The organism is Caballeronia sp. SBC1 (assembly GCF_011493005.1).
Classification (GTDB): Bacteria; Pseudomonadota; Gammaproteobacteria; order Burkholderiales; family Burkholderiaceae; genus Caballeronia.
Map to the genome: position 1 here is coordinate 3,605,658 of NZ_CP049156.1, position 16,599 is coordinate 3,622,256.

Sequence of the window (16,599 nt, forward strand, 5' to 3'; positions counted from 1 at the left end):
TGACCGGTGACAACCCGAAAATAGACAGCCGAGGTAGCCCCTTGCCTTCGGCAATCAGGGCACCCCGGCCGTTAATCCGATTTACCGCGAATACAATTCGACGATCAGGCTTTCGTTGATGTCGCCAGCGATATCGCTGCGTTCCGGCATCGACTTGAACGTGCCTTCGAACTTCTTGGCATCGACCGCAACCCAGCTCGGCATTCCGCCTTGCTCAGCCAGATTCAGCGCTTCCAGAATCCGCACTTGCTTCTTCGACTGTTCGCGAACAGCAACCACATCACCTGCCTTAACTTGCATCGACGGGATGTTGTTCACAACGCCGTTCACCGTGATCGACTTGTGGCCGACGAGCTGACGTGCTTCAGCGCGCGTCGAGCCGAAGCCCATGCGATACACGACGTTGTCGAGACGCGACTCAAGCAATTGCAGCAGGTTTTCGCCCGTCGGGCCCTTGCGGCGATCGGCTTCAGCGAAGTAACGGCGGAACTGACGTTCGAGCACGCCGTAAATACGCTTCACTTTTTGCTTTTCACGCAATTGCGTGCCGTAGTCCGACGTACGAGCGCCAGACGTGCGGCCATGCTGACCCGGCTTGCTATCGAGCTTGCACTTGTCGGCGAGTGAGCGACGTGCGCTCTTCAGGAAAAGATCAGTGCCTTCACGGCGGGACAGCTTTGCTTTAGGACCGGTATAACGTGCCACTTTGCATCCTTAATAATTGATCACGCGAAGCTTGTTCGCGCTAGTTCGAACTCGGTGGATCGAACGGTGGGCTTAGTCAGTATTCTTAACGCTGATTCCATAACGCAAGCAACCTGTCGACGCGCGAGCGTCAACAGGTCAAGGCGCTACGCGACGTCTTAGATACGACGACGCTTCGGCGGACGGCAACCGTTGTGCGGAACCGGTGTCACGTCGGAGATTGCGGTGATCTTGATGCCAAGACCATGCAGCGCACGCACCGCCGATTCACGGCCAGGACCGGGGCCCTTGATCCGCACTTCGAGGTTCTTCACGCCGTATTCCATCGCCACGCGACCAGCCGATTCAGCTGCAACCTGAGCAGCAAAGGGAGTCGATTTACGCGAACCCTTGAAGCCTTGGCCACCCGACGTTGCCCAGGCAAGTGCATTGCCTTGACGATCGGTGATCGTGATGATGGTGTTGTTGAACGACGCGTGAACGTGAACTACGCCCTCGGCGACGTTCTTCTTTACCTTCTTGCGAACGCGTTGCGCCGCGGAGTTGTTCGAAGCCTTAGCCATTACGTTTTCCTGTAACTATCAATTCCGCTTACTTCTTCAGCGATTGCGCTGCACGACGCGGACCCTTACGGGTACGGGCATTCGTACGTGTGCGCTGACCACGCATGGGCAAGCCCTTGCGATGGCGCACGCCACGGTAGCAGCCCAAATCCATCAGGCGCTTGATGTTCATCGTCACTTCACGACGCAGGTCGCCTTCGACGATGAACTTACCCACTTCTTCTCGCAGCTTTTCGAGGTCTGCGTCAGTGAGGTCTTTGACCTTCTTCGAAAACTCCACACCAGACGAGACGCAAATGTTGCGTGCGCGCGTGCGGCCTACACCGAAAATAGCCGTGAGGCCGATTTCAGTATGCTGGTGATTCGGGATGTTAACCCCTGCGATACGAGCCATTGTTTTTCCTCAAACAAAAAGCGCAAGCAAAAAGCGCGGCGTTCAGCCTTGACGCTGTTTGTGGCGCGGATCAGAGCTGCAAATCACGCGCACAACGCCCTTGCGCTTGATGATCTTGCAATTGCGGCAAATGCGCTTAACCGATGCCATCACTTTCATGATATTACCCTTTTTTCAAATCACTTCGCCCGGAACACGATCCGTGCACGAGACAGATCGTAAGGCGTCAATTCAACCGTTACCTTGTCGCCTGGAAGAATGCGGATGTAATGCATCCGCATCTTCCCGGATATGTGCCCAAGAACCACATGGCCATTTTCCAACCTAACCCGGAAAGTAGCATTGGGAAGGTTTTCTACCACCTCACCCTGCATCTGGATTACATCGTCTTTGGCCATAGTCCTTATTAGCGCATAGGGACGTTGCTGCCTTTGAAGTTGGCCTTCTTGAGCAGCGATTCATACTGTTGCGACATAACGTAGGACTGCACCTGCGCCATGAAATCCATCGTGACCACGACAATGATCAGCAGCGACGTTCCACCAAAATAAAACGGTACGTTCCAACGCAGCACCAGAAATTCCGGAAGCAAACAAACGAACACGATGTAGATCGCACCGGCCAGCGTCAAACGCGTAAGGATCCGATCAATATACCGAGCCGTCTGATCACCAGGACGAATCCCGGGAACGAAGGCACCGCTTTTCTTCAGGTTGTCGGCCGTCTCTCTGCTGTTGAACACCAACGCGGTGTAGAAGAAACAGAAGAAAACGATCGCCATTGCGTACAGCAACACATACACCGGTTGGCCAGGCTTCAGAGCCTCAGCAACGCTGTGTAGCGTGTTCGCAAACCAGCCGGTCCGCGTACCCGAACTAAACCAGTTCAGGATAGTTGCCGGGAACAGGATGATCGACGACGCAAAGATCGGCGGAATCACACCCGACATATTCAACTTCAGCGGCAAATGCGAAGACTGACCGCCATAAATCTTGTTTCCGACCTGACGCTTGGCGTAATTCACGAGGATCTTGCGCTGACCGCGTTCGATGAACACCACCACGAACGTGACCGCCGCAATCAGCAGGACGACAATAATCGCCGAGATGATGCTCATGGAGCCGGTGCGAACCAGTTCGAAGAGCCCACCGATCGCGTTCGGGAAACCCGCCGCGATACCGCCGAAAATGATGATCGAGATACCGTTACCCAGTCCGCGCTCCGTGATCTGCTCACCTAGCCACATCAGGAACATCGTGCCGGTCACCAGCGTCACGACTGTCGTCAGCCGGAAGACCATGCCAGGATCAATAACGAGCCCTGCCTGATTTTCCAACGCCACCGCAATACCGAATGCTTGGAACGTAGCCAGAACAACGGTGAAGTAACGCGTGTACTGCGTAATCTTCCGCTGCCCCGCCTGCCCTTCTTTCTTCAGCGCTTCCATTTGCGGCGAAACGATCGACAGCAGCTGCATGATGATCGACGCCGAGATGTACGGCATGATCCCAAGCGCGAAGATCGTGAACCTGGACAGCGCACCACCCGAGAACATGTTAAACATGCCAAGAATGCCGCCTGACTGGCTCTGGAAAAGCTTCGCCAGCTGATCCGGGTCGATACCCGGCACCGGAATATGCGCACCGATACGGTAGACAATCAGCGCCAGCAGCAAGAACATTGCACGCCGACGCAGATCGCCGAACTTCGCAGCGCTTCGACCGGATTTTGCGAGACTCGGGCTATTAGCCAAGAACCTTCTCCGATGCTTTCGCTAACAACGACAACACGCGTTCGTTACTCAGAGACCGAGCCGCCAGCGGCTTCGATCGCAGCACGAGCACCCTTCGTAGCGACGAGGCCCTTAACCGTGATCTTGCGCGTCAGTTCGCCCGTCTTGATGATCCGTGCGCTCGTAAAGAGCACGCCGAGCAGTCCGGCTTGCTTCAGAGCCAGCAAATCGACTTCGTCGACCGGCAGCTTCTCGAGATCCGACAAACGCACTTCGCCCACGAATTCGTGCGTCAGCGAGCTGAAACCACGCTTCGGCAGACGACGTTGTAAAGGCATCTGGCCGCCTTCGAAGCCGACTTTATGAAAGCCGCCCGAACGCGATTTCTGACCCTTGTGACCACGACCCGCAGTCTTGCCCAGGCCGGAACCAATACCGCGGCCAACGCGACGCTTTGCATGCTTCGCGCCTTCTGCCGGCTTAAGGTTATTCAAATCCATATTCAACTCCTTGATCCTTGGTCAGCCGCTTAGCTGAGGACTTTGACAAGGTACGAGACCTTGTTGATCATCCCGCGCACTGCCGGCGTGTCCTGCAGTTCGCTAACCGAGTTGAGTCGGCGCAGGCCCAGACCACGCACCGTTGCACGATGCGTTTCACGGGTCCCAATCAGGCTCTTCACGAGCTGAACCTTGACAGTTTTATCAGACATGGTGACCACCTGGCTTAGCCCAAAATATCTTCGACGGACTTGCCGCGCTTCGCCGCGATGTCACCCGGCGTGGACTGCTTGCGCAGACCGTCGAGCGTTGCACGAACGAGGTTGTACGGATTCGTCGAACCGTGGCTCTTCGCCACAACGTTTTGAACGCCCATCACGTCGAACACTGCGCGCATCGGGCCGCCGGCGATCACACCCGTACCGTCCTTGGCCGGAGCCAGGAGGACTGCGGATGCGCCATGCTTACCATGCACTTCGTGTTGCAGCGTACCGTTCTTCAACGGTACCTTGAACATGTTGCGGCGTGCTTGTTCCATTGCCTTTTGAACAGCAACTGGAACTTCCTTCGCTTTGCCCTTGCCCATGCCGATGCGGCCGTCGCCATCGCCAACCACGGTCAGTGCGGCAAAACCGAGAATCCGGCCGCCCTTCACAACCTTGGTCACGCGATTGACTGCGATCATCTTTTCACGGAGGCCGTCGTCGCGTTCTTCAGCCTTCACATTCGCTTGCATCTTTGCCATGACGAATTCTTCCCTTAGAACTTGAGTCCGGCTTCGCGTGCCGCATCAGCCAGCGCTTTCACGCGGCCGTGGTAACGGAAACCTGAACGGTCGAAGGCGACGGATTCGACGCCGGCTGCCTTGGCTTTTTCAGCAATACGCTTACCGACAGCGATCGCAGCGTTGACGTTGCCGCCCTTACCGGTCTTGTCGGCCAGTTCGGCACGCACTTCAGCTTCGAGCGTCGACGCGCTTGCCAGCACCTTGGTGCCGCACGGCGAGAACACTTGCGCATAGATATGCGTGTTCGTGCGATGCACAGCCAGACGTGCGACCTGCAGCTCAGCGATCTTGACGCGCGTCTGTTTAGCGCGGCGCAGGCGAGATTGAGTCTTATCCATGATTGCGCACCCTTACTTCTTCTTCGTTTCTTTGAGGATGACGACTTCGCCGAAGTAGCGCACGCCCTTGCCCTTGTAGGGCTCCGGCGGACGGTAACCGCGAACTTCCGCAGCGACCTGGCCAACTTTCTGCTTATCGATCCCCTTGATCACGATTTCGGTTTGCGTCGGGGTTTCAACTTTGACGCCTTCCGGCATCGCGTGCACCACGGGGTGCGAGAAACCCAGCGACAGATTCAGCTTGTCGCCCTGCGCCTGCGCGCGATAACCAACGCCAACCAGCGTCAGCTTGCGCTCGAAACCCTTCGTAACGCCATTCACCATGTTCGCCACGAGGGCGCGCATCGTGCCCGACATCGCATTCGCTTCACGGCTTTCATCAGCCGGGGCGAAGTTGAGCGTGCCGTTGTCGTTTGCTACCGTAACAAGCGGATTTGCCGCTTGCGTAATCGTACCCAGCGGGCCCTTGACGGTGATTACTTCGCCGCTAAAGGCCACTTCCGCGCCTTGCGGCAGCGTAATCGGGCTTTTACCTACTCGAGACATGTTTCTTCTCCTTTTCGGCTTAAGCGACGTAGCAGAGGACTTCGCCGCCGACGCCGGTCTGGCGCGCCTTGCGGTCGGTCATCACACCCTGGGGCGTCGACACGATTGCAACGCCAAGACCGTTCATCACAACCGGAATGTCGTTACGACCGCGATACACACGCAGACCAGGCTTCGAGACGCGTTCAATGCGCTCGATAACCGGACGGCCAGCGTAGTACTTCAACGCGATATTCAATTCCGACTTCGCACCTTCAGACTTCACTGCGAAATCGTCGATATAACCTTCGTCCTTCAAAACCTGCGCAATCGCAACCTTGACTTTCGACGAGGGCATTGTCACCGATACTTTCTCAACCATCTGCGCATTGCGGATGCGAGTCAGCATATCGGCGATAGGATCACTCATACTCATTTAGATATCTCCTATTACCAGCTCGCCTTGGTCAGGCCAGGGATTTCGCCGCGGAAAGCGATTTCGCGAATCTTGCTGCGTGCCAATCCGAATTTGCGGAACGTGCCACGCGGACGACCCGTGATCGCGCAGCGATTACGCTTGCGAGTGGGGTTCGAGTTGCGGGGCAGTTGTTGCAGTTCGAGACGAGCGGCATAACGCTCTTCGTCCGACTTGCTCGCGTCATCAATGACCGCCTTCAGCGCCGTACGCTTGGGAGCGTACTTTGCAGCCAGGCGAGCACGCTTCTTTTCACGTTCGATCAGTGCCAGTTTAGCCACGGTAACCTCAGTTTCTGAACGGGAACTTGAAGCTGGCGAGCAGTGCCTTTGCTTCATCGTCAGTCTTCGCGGTCGTCGTGATGCTGATGTTCAGCCCACGAAGTGCGTCGATCTTGTCGTAATCGATCTCGGGGAAAATGATCTGCTCTTTCACACCGATGTTGTAGTTGCCGCGACCGTCGAACGCACGACCCGATACACCGCGGAAGTCACGAACCCGGGGGAGCGCAACTGTCACGAAACGATCGAGAAATTCGTACATGGCTTGGCCGCGCAGCGTAACCATCGCGCCGATCGGGTAGCCCTGACGAATCTTGAAGCCAGCGATAGCCTTGCGTGCCTTTGTGATAACCGGCTTTTGGCCAGCAATCTTCGTCAGGTCGCCAACGGCGTTTTCGATGATCTTCTTGTCGGCGACGGCTTCACCAAGACCCATATTCAGGGTGATTTTGGTGATGCGCGGCACTTCCATTACGGACTTGTAGCCGAACTTCTCAACGAGGCCGGGTACAACTTTTTCTTTATAAAACTCATGCAGACGTGCCATTTATTACTCCGCGTCAGACGCTAAGCGTGGCACCGGTCGACTTCAAGAAGCGTACCTTCTTGTCGTTCTCGACCTTGATGCCCACACGCGACGCCTTGCCATTCGCGTCGACCAATGCGACGTTCGAAATATGCAAGGGCATCGTCTTGGCTTCTACGCCGCCCGTCGTACCCTTCATCGGGTTAGGCTTCACATGTTTCTTGACGAGATTGATACCCTCGACCGTCACACGATCTTCCCCAACGAGCAGCACGATACCGCGCTTGCCTTTGTCTTTGCCAGTGATGACGAGAACCTCGTCACCTTTGCGAATCTTGTTCATCGCGACTCCTTACAGCACTTCCGGCGCGAGCGAAACGATCTTCATAAATCGTTCACTACGCAATTCACGCGTAACCGGTCCGAAAATACGCGTACCGATAGGCTCGAGCTTGGCATTCAAAAGTACGGCGGCATTACCGTCGAACTTGATCAGCGAGCCGTCCTGGCGGCGCACGCCCTTGGCCGTACGAACGACCACAGCGTTGTAGATTTCGCCCTTCTTCACGCGTCCGCGCGGCGTTGCTTCCTTGACGGTCACCTTGATGATGTCGCCAATGCTAGCGTAACGACGCTTCGAGCCGCCGAGCACCTTGATGCACATCACTTCACGTGCACCTGTGTTGTCGGCAACTTCAAGCCGAGTTTCGGTCTGAATCATGGTTTATCTTTCCCAACTTAATCCAGTTACGCCACCATGGCTTAACCGGTCAGTCTTGGTCCCGTCAGCCTGGTGGCTGCTTGGGTTAGAACAGGCAGCGAGGGCAGACGAAACCCGCCATCGCAATCCGGTGAATCTGTCAGCACAAGCTTGGCGCCTGCGCTGGCTTCCCCCACCAACTTCGCCCGCGATGGGGCTCCCACAAAGAGGGAAGACCGAAATTATAACGCATAATTTCGGTCTGGCAAGCGAAAGTTACTGCGATACTTCTTTTACCGCTTTTTGCTACTTAGATGACGCGCGCCGACTCAAGCAACTTCGACACAACCCAGGCTTTCGTCTTAGAAATCGGACGGGTTTCCTGGATCTCGACGAGATCGCCTTCGTTGTACGTGTTCGCGTCGTCGTGAGCGTGGTACTTCTTCGACCGTACGACGTACTTGCCGTAGATCGGATGCTTTACGCGATGCTCGACCAGCACGGTGACCGTCTTTTCCATCTTGTTGCTGACGACCTTGCCGACCAGCGTCCGCTTGAGCGAGGTTTTTACGCTATCGTTCATTTCTGGTTCGCCTTCTCAGTCAGGACGGTCCGCACACGAGCGATGTCGCGACGAACCTTCTTCAATTGACTGTTGTTGGTCAATTGCTGGGTCGCGAGTTGCATGCGCAGGCCGAATTGCGCCTTCAGCAGGTCCGTCAGCTCTTGATTGAGAGCGGCCTGGTCTTTCTGGTGAAGTTCGGAAGCCTTCATCATTGCTCCTTAGGCGCCGAGCTGGCGTGAAACGAAGTACGTCTTCAGCGGCAGCTTAGCTGCAGCCAGACGGAACGCTTCACGTGCCAACTCTTCAGTAACACCGTCCATTTCATACAACATCTTGCCCGGTTGAATCTCTGCGACGTAGTACTCAGGGTTACCTTTACCGTTACCCATCCGTACTTCAGCCGGCTTTTGCGAGATCGGCTTGTCCGGGAAAATGCGGATCCAGATACGGCCGCCACGTTTAATGTGACGCGTCATTGCACGACGCGCCGCTTCGATTTGGCGCGCGGTCAAACGGCCGCGACCGATAGCCTTCAGACCATATTCACCGAACGACACTGCGTTGCCGCGCGTCGCCTTGCCGGTGTTACGACCCTTCTGCTCTTTGCGATACTTTCTGCGTTTCGGTTGCAGCATCGTTATTCTCCAGTCTTCCCGTCGCCGCCGGCACCGCCAGCACGACGGGGAGCGCCTGCGCCACGGCGCGCGCCTGCGTTTGCCGGACCACCACCCTCACCATCACGACGCGGACGGCGATCGCCACCCGGACGTGCGTTGCGGCGCGGACGCTTGTCTTCGGCTACTTCTTCGACCACCGGTGCATCGTTGCGGCCCAGCGTGTCGCCCTTGTAGACCCACACTTTGACGCCGATGATGCCGTAGGTCGTCTTCGCTTCCGAAGTTGCGTAGTCAATATCGGCACGCAACGTGTGAAGCGGAACGCGACCTTCGCGATACCACTCCGTACGAGCGATTTCGATACCGTTCAACCGGCCGGCGCTCATGATCTTGATGCCTTGGGCACCCAGACGCATGGCGTTTTGCATCGCACGCTTCATCGCGCGGCGGAACATGATCCGACGCTCGAGCTGTTGCGTGATCGAGTCGGCGATCAGTTGCGCGTCGGTTTCCGGCTTGCGGATTTCTTCGATGTTGACGTGAACCGGAACGCCCATGCGGCGTTGCAGTTCTGCCTTCAACAGTTCGATATCCTCACCCTTCTTGCCGATCACTACACCCGGACGCGAGCTGTAAATCGTGATACGTGCATTCTTCGCCGGACGCTCGATGACAACCCGACCCACCGAAGCGTTTTTCAGCTTCTTCTTCAGGTATTCACGAACGCCGATGTCTTCCTGCAGCATCGATGCGAAATTGGTGTTGTTCGCGTACCAACGCGACGCCCAATTTCGGCTGACAGCCAGACGGAAGCCTGTCGGATGAATTTTTTGTCCCATCGTATGGCTCCTTAATTCCCGACTGTCACAGTGATGTGACAGGATTGCTTCTCGATGCGGTTACCACGGCCTTTTGCGCGCGCGGTGAATCGCTTCAGGGAAGCGGCCTTGTCGACCATGATGCTCGTTACTTTGAGCTCGTCGATGTCGGCGCCTTCGTTGTGTTCCGCATTCGCGATCGCAGACAACACGACCTTCTTGACAATACCCGCCGCCTTCTTCGGCGAGAACGTAAGAACGTTCAACGCCTTGTCGACCGGCAAACCACGGATCTGGTCAGCCACAAGGCGCGTTTTCTGCGCCGAGATGCGGGCACCGCGATGAATAGCTTTTACTTCCATCTTGATAGCCCCTTATTTCTTGGCCTTCTTGTCGGCTGCATGACCCTTGAACGTACGGGTCAATGCGAACTCGCCAAGTTTGTGGCCGACCATGTTTTCCGAAACATAAACCGGGACGTGTTGACGGCCGTTATGTACGGCGATCGTCAGACCGATGAAGTCCGGGAGGATCGTCGAACGACGCGACCAGGTCTTGATCGGCTTCTTGTCACGCGCAGCTGCGGCAGCCTCAACCTTCTTCAGCAAATGAGCGTCGCAGAACGGACCTTTTTTAACAGAACGTGCCATTGCTTACTCCTTAGCGCTTGTGACGGCGCTGAACGATCATCGTCGTTGTGCGCTTGTTGCTGCGGGTGCGATAACCCTTGGCCGGGGTTCCCCACGGGCTGACTGGATCGCGACCTGCTGCCGTCTTACCTTCACCACCACCGTGCGGGTGATCGACCGGGTTCATTGCAACGCCACGCACCGTCGGGCGGATACCGCGCCAGCGGTTAGCACCAGCCTTACCGATTTGACGGAGGCTATGCTCTTCGTTGCCAACTTCACCAATCGTCGCGCGGCACTCAACGTGCACACGGCGAATTTCACCCGAACGCAGGCGAACCTGAGCGTACGTGCCTTCGCGAGCCAACAGCATCGCGGATGTACCAGCCGAACGCGCCATTTGCGCGCCCTTGCCCGGCAGCATCTCGACGCAGTGAATCGTCGTACCGACCGGAATGTTGCGGATCGGCAAGGTGTTACCCGAGCGGATCGGCGCTTCCGAACCCGACATCAACGACTGACCCACCGTCGCACCCTTCGGAGCGATGATGTACTTGCGCTCGCCGTCTGCGTACAGAACCAGCGCGATGTTCGCGCTACGGTTCGGATCGTACTCAAGACGTTCGATCTTTGCCGGAATGCCGTCCTTGTTGCGACGGAAATCGACCATACGGTAGTGTTGCTTGTGACCGCCACCTTTGTGACGCGTCGTGATGCGACCGGAGTTATTCCGGCCGGCGGTCACGGACTGTGCGTCGAGCAGCGCTGCGTGCGGCTTGCCCTTGTACAGATCCTTGTTGACCACCTTGACCATCGCGCGGCGACCCGGCGAAGTCGGCTTAACTTTTACGATTGCCATGATTACTTGGCCTCCGCTTCAAAGTTGATTTCCTGGCCGGGCTTCAGGCAGACATACGCCTTCTTCACGTCTTTGCGCTTGCCCATGAAGCGGCCAAAGCGCTTGGCTTTACCCTTCGTGACCAGCACGTTGACGGAATTGACTTCTACCTTGAACAGCAGCTCGACAGCAGCCTTCACTTCCTGCTTCGTGGCATCGGGCGCGACTTCGAACACAACTTGCTCGTTCTTGTCGGCCACCAGCGTCGCCTTTTCGGAGATCACCGGCGCGAGCAGGACCTGCATCAAACGATGATCGTTCTTGCGAATCTCGCTCATGACAGCAACTCCTCGATCTGGGCGACCGCAGCCTTCGTAATCAGGATCTTCTTGAAGTAGATCAACGAGAGCGGGTCGGCGTAACGCGGCTCGACAACGGCCACGTGGGCCAGATTGCGCGACGCGAGGTACAGGTTTTCGTCGACCGTGTCAGTGATGACCAGGACAGACTCCAGACCCATTGCCTTGAATTTTTCGGCCAACAGCTTGGTCTTCGGCGCTTCGAGCGTGAGCTCGTCAACTACCGAGATACGGCCTTCACGTGCCAACTGCGAGAAGATCGAGCAGAGACCTGCGCGATGCATCTTCTTGTTGACCTTGTGCGAAAAGTTTTCTTCCGGCGAATTCGGGAAGATACGGCCACCGCCGCGCCACAACGGGCTCGACGACATACCGGCACGAGCGCGGCCCGTACCCTTTTGACGCCACGGCTTCTTGGTCGTGTGCTTGACTTGCTCACGATCCTTCTGCGCGCGATTACCGCTACGTGCGTTGGCTTGATAGGCCGTGACGACCTGATGGATCAGGGCTTCGTTGTAATCGCGACCGAACACGACGTCCGATGCGTTCACACCCGTGCCTTCCTGACCATTGGCGCTCAGGAGCTTAAGTTCCATTATTTCGCTCCTTTCACAGCGCGAGCCTTAACAGCCGGCGTCACGAAGACCTTGCCGCCCTTAGCACCAGGAACAGCGCCACGAACCAGCAACAGATGACGGTCGGTGTCGATACGAGCGATCACGAGGTTTTGCACCGTAACCGTTTCGTCGCCCATGTGACCCGTCATGCGCTTACCCGGGAAAACACGACCCGGATCCTGCGCCATACCGATCGAACCAGGGACGTTGTGCGAACGCGAGTTACCGTGCGACGCGCGACCCGAAGCGAAATTGTGACGCTTGATGGTACCGGCGTAGCCCTTACCGATCGACACGCCTTGCACGTCGACTTTCTGGCCTACTTCGAAGATGTCCGTACCGATCACGGTACCGTTCGACAACTCGGCAGCCTTAGCGGAATCGATCTGGAATTCTTTGAGAACTTCACCAGCTTGTACGCCGGCTTTGGCAAGGTGACCTGCCAGCGGCTTCGTCACGCGCGATGCGCGGCGAGTGCCGAATGCAACTTGAACGGCGATGTAACCATCCGTTTCTACAGACTTGATCTGCGTCACTCGGTTGTCCGACACGTCCAATACGGTGACGGGAATCGAATCCCCTTCAGGCGTAAAGATACGGGTCATGCCAACCTTGCGACCTACGAGTCCAAGGCTCATCGTTTTCTCCATTCCCAACTGCGATTGGTCGGGGCTGATTTACAAAATGCCGGTTGCTCGAATGAGAAGCTCATAAGAATCAACCGACTTTTTTGCGCAAATGCGCGAAAAGCCTTGGAGTATAACAAGGCTTTTCGTTTTTCGCAAGCAATCAAAGACTTAGCGCCACTCCTCGCGAGAGCGGCGCCGGGTGAAACTTATTGCAACTTGATTTCCACATCGACACCAGCCGGCAAGTCGAGCTTCATCAACGCGTCGACGGTCTTGTCCGTCGGATCGACGATGTCCATCAGGCGTTGGTGGGTGCGGATTTCGAGCTGATCGCGCGACGTCTTGTTGACGTGCGGCGAACGCAGAATGTCAAAACGTTGAATACGCGTCGGCAGCGGCACCGGGCCCCGTACAATTGCGCCAGTCCGCTTAGCCGTATCGACGATTTCAGCTGCCGATTGATCGATCAGACGATAGTCGAAAGCCTTCAGGCGAATGCGGATTTTCTGGTTTGCCATGACAATTCCTTGAAAGAGCGAGGCGGTGTTGCACCGCCGATTTGGTAAAAGAGCATGGAGCCAGGCACGCGTAAGGTACGTGCGCCCAGCTCCGGGCACGACTACGAATTACAGCTTTTTTGAAGCAAGCTCAAGATTTTACTCGAGAACCTTGGCAACGACACCGGCGCCGACGGTACGACCGCCTTCACGGATAGCGAAGCGCAGACCTTCTTCCATCGCGATCGGAGCGATCAGCTTCACCGTGATCGACACGTTGTCGCCCGGCATGACCATTTCCTTGTCCTTCGGCAACTCGATCGAACCCGTTACGTCCGTGGTACGGAAGTAGAACTGCGGGCGATAGTTGTTGAAGAACGGCGTGTGACGGCCGCCTTCGTCCTTGCTCAACACATACACTTCAGCCGTGAAGTGCGTGTGCGGCGTGATCGAACCCGGCTTGGCCAGCACTTGGCCACGCTCTACGTCTTCACGCTTCGTGCCGCGCAGCAAAATACCCACGTTGTCGCCCGCTTGACCTTGGTCCAGCAGCTTGCGGAACATTTCCACGCCCGTGCACGTCGTCTTCACCGTCGGCTTGATGCCGATGATTTCGATTTCTTCGCCAACCTTCACCACACCGCGCTCGATACGACCCGTCACCACCGTGCCGCGACCCGAGATCGAGAACACGTCTTCCACCGGCATCAGGAACGAACCGTCGATGGCGCGCTCCGGCGTCGGAATGTACGTGTCCAGTGCGTCGGCCAGGTTCATGATCGCCACTTCGCCCAGCTCGCCCGTGTCGCCTTCCAGCGCCAGTTTGGCCGAGCCCTTGATGATCGGCGTGTCGTCGCCCGGGAAATCGTACTTCGACAGAAGCTCACGCACTTCCATTTCAACCAGTTCCAGCAACTCAGCGTCGTCCACCATGTCGCACTTGTTCAGGAACACGATGATGTACGGCACGCCAACCTGACGAGCCAACAGGATGTGCTCACGCGTTTGCGGCATCGGGCCGTCTGCAGCCGAACACACCAGGATCGCGCCGTCCATCTGCGCTGCACCCGTAATCATGTTCTTCACATAGTCGGCGTGACCCGGGCAGTCAACGTGCGCGTAGTGACGCGCCGCCGTTTCGTACTCGACGTGCGCCGTGTTGATCGTAATGCCACGTGCCTTTTCTTCCGGCGCTGCATCGATCTGGTCATACGCCTTCGCTTCGCCACCAAACTTCTTCGACAACACCGTCGCGATCGCTGCCGTCAGCGTGGTCTTGCCATGGTCGACGTGACCAATCGTGCCTACGTTGACGTGCGGCTTGGTCCGTTCGAATTTACCTTTTGCCATGATTGCCTTCTTTCAAATATGTTGATCGGTTAAAGACTTTCGCTTGCCGAATTACTTGGATTTCGCGTTGATGATCGCTTCTGCCACGTTTCGCGGAGCTTCTGCATAGTGCTTGAACTCCATCGTGTACGTAGCGCGACCTTGTGTCGCCGAACGCAGCGACGTCGAGTAGCCGAACATTTCCGACAGCGGAACTTCAGCGCGCACAATCTTGCCGCCGCCAATCATGTCTTCCATGCCCTGGACAATACCGCGACGGCTCGACAAGTCGCCCATCACGTTGCCCATGTAGTCTTCCGGCGTTTCGACTTCCACAGCCATCATCGGTTCGAGGATGACCGGGCTTGCCTTGCGCATTGCATCCTTGAACGCCATAGAACCGGCCATCCGGAATGCATTTTCGTTCGAGTCGACGTCGTGGTACGAACCGAACGTCAGGTGAACCTTGACGTCCACCACCGGGAAGCCTGCCAGCACGCCAGCCTTCAGCGTTTCAATAATGCCCTTGTCCACAGCCGGGATGTACTCGCGCGGAATCACGCCGCCCTTGATCTCGTCCAGGAACTCGTAGCCCTTGCCCTGCTCATTCGGCTCAAGCGTAATGACAACGTGGCCATACTGACCGCGTCCGCCCGACTGCTTGACGAACTTGCCGTCAACGTCTTCAGCCTTGCCGCGAATCGTTTCGCGATACGCAACTTGCGGCTTGCCAACGGTTGCTTCAACGCCGAATTCACGACGCATGCGGTCAACCAAAATTTCCAGATGCAGCTCGCCCATACCCGAAATGATGGTCTGGCCCGACTCTTCGTCGGTCTGAACGCGGAACGATGGATCTTCCTGAGCCAGACGATTGAGGGCGAGGCCCATCTTTTCCTGGTCAGGCTTGGTCTTCGGCTCTACCGCTTGCGAAATCACCGGTTCCGGGAAAATCATGCGTTCCAGAACGATCGGATGCGCCGGATCACACAGCGTGTCGCCGGTGGTCACGTCTTTCAAACCAACCGCGGCAGCGATGTCGCCTGCGTGCACTTCCTTGATTTCTTCGCGCTGGTTTGCGTGCATGAGCAGAATACGGCCGAGACGTTCCTTCTTGTCCTTGGTCGCGTTCAGCAGCGTGTCGCCCGACTTGGTCGTACCCGAATACACGCGGAAGAAGATCAGCTGGCCGACAAACGGGTCGGTCATGATCTTGAACGCGAGTGCCGAGAACTTTTCGTCGTCAGCAGCACGACGCTCTTCGCGAGCGCCATCTTCCAGTTCGCCCAGAACCGGCGGAATGTCGATAGGCGAAGGCAAGAAGTCGAGCACGGCGTCCAGCATCCGTTGCACGCCCTTGTTCTTGAACGCGGTGCCGCACAACATTGGCTGGATTTCACAAGCGATCGTGCGGTCGCGAAGACCCTTCACGATTTCCTCTTCGGACAGTTCGCCCGTTTCGAGGTACTTGTTCATCATGTCCTCGTCGGCTTCGGCAGCAGCTTCGACCATCTTTTCACGCCATTCATTGCACGTATCCAACAATGCGGCCGGGATTTCTTGGTACTCGAACTTGATGCCCTGGGACGCTTCATCCCAAATGATCGCCTTCATCTTGATCAGGTCGACCACGCCCGTGAACGTGTCTTCTGCGCCGATTGGCACCACGACCGGAACCGGGTTCGCCTTCAGACGCAGCTTGAGCTGGTCATAGACCTTGAAGAAGTTCGCGCCGGTACGGTCCATCTTGTTGATGAACGCGAGACGGGGAACCTTGTACTTGTTGGCCTGGCGCCATACGGTTTCCGACTGGGGCTGAACACCGCCCACAGCGCAGTAAACCATGCACGCACCGTCGAGAACACGCATGGAACGCTCAACTTCAATGGTGAAGTCCACGTGTCCCGGGGTGTCGATGATGTTGATGCGGTGCTCGGGGCGGTCGCCAGCCATGCCTTTCCAGAAGGCCGTCGTTGCTGCCGACGTGATGGTGATGCCGCGCTCCTGCTCCTGCTCCATCCAGTCCATCGTTGCTGCGCCGTCGTGAACTTCACCGATTTTGTGGTTCACGCCCGTGTAAAACAGGATGCGCTCGGTCGTCGTCGTTTTGCCGGCGTCGATGTGAGCGCTAATACCGATATTGCGGTAGCGCTCAATAGGTGTCTTACGAGCCAC

29 protein-coding genes are annotated in these 16,599 nt (G+C 56.8%); all 29 read right to left on the minus strand.

From position 1 onward, the window contains the following. Positions 1-81 precede the first annotated feature (81 nt). The 29 genes from rpsD to fusA all read right to left on the minus strand — a co-directional run bounded on the left by rpsD (position 82) and on the right by fusA (position 16,599). Complete coding sequence (gene rpsD / locus SBC1_RS16070; protein ID WP_031361561.1) at positions 82-705, minus strand: 30S ribosomal protein S4; 624 nt, start codon at positions 703-705, stop codon at positions 82-84. Between the two features lie 158 nt (positions 706-863). Next, a complete protein-coding gene (rpsK, locus tag SBC1_RS16075; protein WP_006052224.1) occupies positions 864-1,268 on the minus strand; it encodes a 30S ribosomal protein S11 in 405 nt (134 codons plus the stop codon). A 28-nt stretch (positions 1,269-1,296) separates the two neighbouring features. Beyond that, positions 1,297-1,662 (minus strand): 30S ribosomal protein S13, encoded by a 366-nt coding sequence (rpsM, locus tag SBC1_RS16080; RefSeq protein WP_062000484.1) that lies wholly within the window; start codon positions 1,660-1,662, stop codon positions 1,297-1,299. A 42-nt stretch (positions 1,663-1,704) separates the two neighbouring features. After that, positions 1,705-1,821 (minus strand): 50S ribosomal protein L36, encoded by a 117-nt coding sequence (gene rpmJ, locus SBC1_RS16085; RefSeq protein WP_004199844.1) that lies wholly within the window; start codon positions 1,819-1,821, stop codon positions 1,705-1,707. A 20-nt stretch (positions 1,822-1,841) separates the two neighbouring features. Then, positions 1,842-2,060 (minus strand): translation initiation factor IF-1, encoded by a 219-nt coding sequence (infA, locus tag SBC1_RS16090; protein ID WP_047845346.1) that lies wholly within the window; start codon positions 2,058-2,060, stop codon positions 1,842-1,844. An 8-nt stretch (positions 2,061-2,068) separates the two neighbouring features. Then, the gene (gene secY, locus SBC1_RS16095; protein WP_089162636.1) at positions 2,069-3,415 is read right to left on the minus strand and encodes a preprotein translocase subunit SecY; all 1,347 of its coding nucleotides are present in this window, start codon (positions 3,413-3,415) and stop codon (positions 2,069-2,071) included. Positions 3,416-3,459: 44 nt separating this feature from the next. Further along, the gene (rplO, locus tag SBC1_RS16100) at positions 3,460-3,894 is read right to left on the minus strand and encodes a 50S ribosomal protein L15 (protein WP_165092716.1); all 435 of its coding nucleotides are present in this window, start codon (positions 3,892-3,894) and stop codon (positions 3,460-3,462) included. A 29-nt stretch (positions 3,895-3,923) separates the two neighbouring features. Beyond that, complete coding sequence (gene rpmD / locus SBC1_RS16105) at positions 3,924-4,106, minus strand: 50S ribosomal protein L30 (RefSeq protein ID WP_047845343.1); 183 nt, start codon at positions 4,104-4,106, stop codon at positions 3,924-3,926. Positions 4,107-4,120: 14 nt separating this feature from the next. Further along, positions 4,121-4,639 (minus strand): 30S ribosomal protein S5, encoded by a 519-nt coding sequence (gene rpsE / locus SBC1_RS16110; protein ID WP_031361566.1) that lies wholly within the window; start codon positions 4,637-4,639, stop codon positions 4,121-4,123. A gap of 14 nt (positions 4,640-4,653) precedes the next feature. Beyond that, on the minus strand, positions 4,654-5,019 hold the full coding sequence (rplR, locus tag SBC1_RS16115) for a 50S ribosomal protein L18 (RefSeq protein ID WP_047845342.1): 366 nt from the start codon (positions 5,017-5,019) through the stop codon (positions 4,654-4,656). Positions 5,020-5,031: 12 nt separating this feature from the next. Further along, a complete protein-coding gene (gene rplF, locus SBC1_RS16120; RefSeq protein WP_056355422.1) occupies positions 5,032-5,565 on the minus strand; it encodes a 50S ribosomal protein L6 in 534 nt (177 codons plus the stop codon). A gap of 19 nt (positions 5,566-5,584) precedes the next feature. Then, entirely contained in the window at positions 5,585-5,980 is a 396-nt protein-coding gene (rpsH, locus tag SBC1_RS16125) for a 30S ribosomal protein S8 (RefSeq protein ID WP_031361569.1), read from the minus strand. A gap of 14 nt (positions 5,981-5,994) precedes the next feature. Beyond that, positions 5,995-6,300 (minus strand): 30S ribosomal protein S14, encoded by a 306-nt coding sequence (gene rpsN, locus SBC1_RS16130; RefSeq protein ID WP_031361570.1) that lies wholly within the window; start codon positions 6,298-6,300, stop codon positions 5,995-5,997. Between the two features lie 7 nt (positions 6,301-6,307). Then, on the minus strand, positions 6,308-6,847 hold the full coding sequence (rplE, locus tag SBC1_RS16135) for a 50S ribosomal protein L5 (RefSeq protein WP_031361571.1): 540 nt from the start codon (positions 6,845-6,847) through the stop codon (positions 6,308-6,310). A 13-nt stretch (positions 6,848-6,860) separates the two neighbouring features. After that, a complete protein-coding gene (rplX, locus tag SBC1_RS16140) occupies positions 6,861-7,169 on the minus strand; it encodes a 50S ribosomal protein L24 (protein WP_031361572.1) in 309 nt (102 codons plus the stop codon). Between the two features lie 9 nt (positions 7,170-7,178). Beyond that, positions 7,179-7,547 (minus strand): 50S ribosomal protein L14, encoded by a 369-nt coding sequence (gene rplN / locus SBC1_RS16145; RefSeq protein WP_006052212.1) that lies wholly within the window; start codon positions 7,545-7,547, stop codon positions 7,179-7,181. A 289-nt stretch (positions 7,548-7,836) separates the two neighbouring features. Next, positions 7,837-8,109: a 30S ribosomal protein S17 gene (rpsQ, locus tag SBC1_RS16150; protein WP_031361574.1), complete on the minus strand. Its 273-nt coding sequence runs from the start codon at positions 8,107-8,109 to the stop codon at positions 7,837-7,839. After that, entirely contained in the window at positions 8,106-8,300 is a 195-nt protein-coding gene (gene rpmC, locus SBC1_RS16155; protein ID WP_047845339.1) for a 50S ribosomal protein L29, read from the minus strand. Before rpmC ends, rpsQ begins: the two co-directional genes overlap by 4 nt. 9 nt (positions 8,301-8,309) lie before the next feature. Further along, the gene (gene rplP / locus SBC1_RS16160) at positions 8,310-8,726 is read right to left on the minus strand and encodes a 50S ribosomal protein L16 (protein WP_031361576.1); all 417 of its coding nucleotides are present in this window, start codon (positions 8,724-8,726) and stop codon (positions 8,310-8,312) included. 2 nt (positions 8,727-8,728) lie between these two features. Continuing rightward, positions 8,729-9,547 carry a 30S ribosomal protein S3 gene (gene rpsC, locus SBC1_RS16165; protein ID WP_165092717.1) on the minus strand — a complete coding sequence of 273 codons (819 nt, stop codon included), beginning with the start codon at positions 9,545-9,547 and terminating at the stop codon, positions 8,729-8,731. Positions 9,548-9,558: 11 nt separating this feature from the next. Further along, entirely contained in the window at positions 9,559-9,888 is a 330-nt protein-coding gene (rplV, locus tag SBC1_RS16170; RefSeq protein ID WP_031361578.1) for a 50S ribosomal protein L22, read from the minus strand. A gap of 12 nt (positions 9,889-9,900) precedes the next feature. After that, positions 9,901-10,176, minus strand: a complete 276-nt coding sequence (gene rpsS, locus SBC1_RS16175; protein ID WP_031361579.1) for a 30S ribosomal protein S19 — start codon at positions 10,174-10,176, stop codon at positions 9,901-9,903. A 10-nt stretch (positions 10,177-10,186) separates the two neighbouring features. After that, complete coding sequence (rplB, locus tag SBC1_RS16180; RefSeq protein ID WP_089162632.1) at positions 10,187-11,014, minus strand: 50S ribosomal protein L2; 828 nt, start codon at positions 11,012-11,014, stop codon at positions 10,187-10,189. 2 nt (positions 11,015-11,016) lie between these two features. Beyond that, on the minus strand, positions 11,017-11,331 hold the full coding sequence (gene rplW / locus SBC1_RS16185; RefSeq protein ID WP_031361581.1) for a 50S ribosomal protein L23: 315 nt from the start codon (positions 11,329-11,331) through the stop codon (positions 11,017-11,019). Then, positions 11,328-11,948 (minus strand): 50S ribosomal protein L4, encoded by a 621-nt coding sequence (gene rplD / locus SBC1_RS16190; protein WP_047845336.1) that lies wholly within the window; start codon positions 11,946-11,948, stop codon positions 11,328-11,330. The genes rplW and rplD overlap by 4 nt, the downstream gene beginning before the upstream one ends. Further along, positions 11,948-12,607 (minus strand): 50S ribosomal protein L3, encoded by a 660-nt coding sequence (rplC, locus tag SBC1_RS16195; protein WP_062091252.1) that lies wholly within the window; start codon positions 12,605-12,607, stop codon positions 11,948-11,950. The genes rplD and rplC overlap by 1 nt, the downstream gene beginning before the upstream one ends. Before the next feature lie 197 nt (positions 12,608-12,804). After that, positions 12,805-13,116, minus strand: coding sequence for a 30S ribosomal protein S10 (rpsJ, locus tag SBC1_RS16200; RefSeq protein ID WP_031361584.1), 312 nt, complete (start codon positions 13,114-13,116; stop codon positions 12,805-12,807). A 138-nt stretch (positions 13,117-13,254) separates the two neighbouring features. Next, on the minus strand, positions 13,255-14,445 hold the full coding sequence (gene tuf / locus SBC1_RS16205) for an elongation factor Tu (RefSeq protein ID WP_062093238.1): 1,191 nt from the start codon (positions 14,443-14,445) through the stop codon (positions 13,255-13,257). 51 nt (positions 14,446-14,496) lie between these two features. Beyond that, positions 14,497-16,599: an elongation factor G gene (gene fusA, locus SBC1_RS16210; protein WP_165092718.1), complete on the minus strand. Its 2,103-nt coding sequence runs from the start codon at positions 16,597-16,599 to the stop codon at positions 14,497-14,499.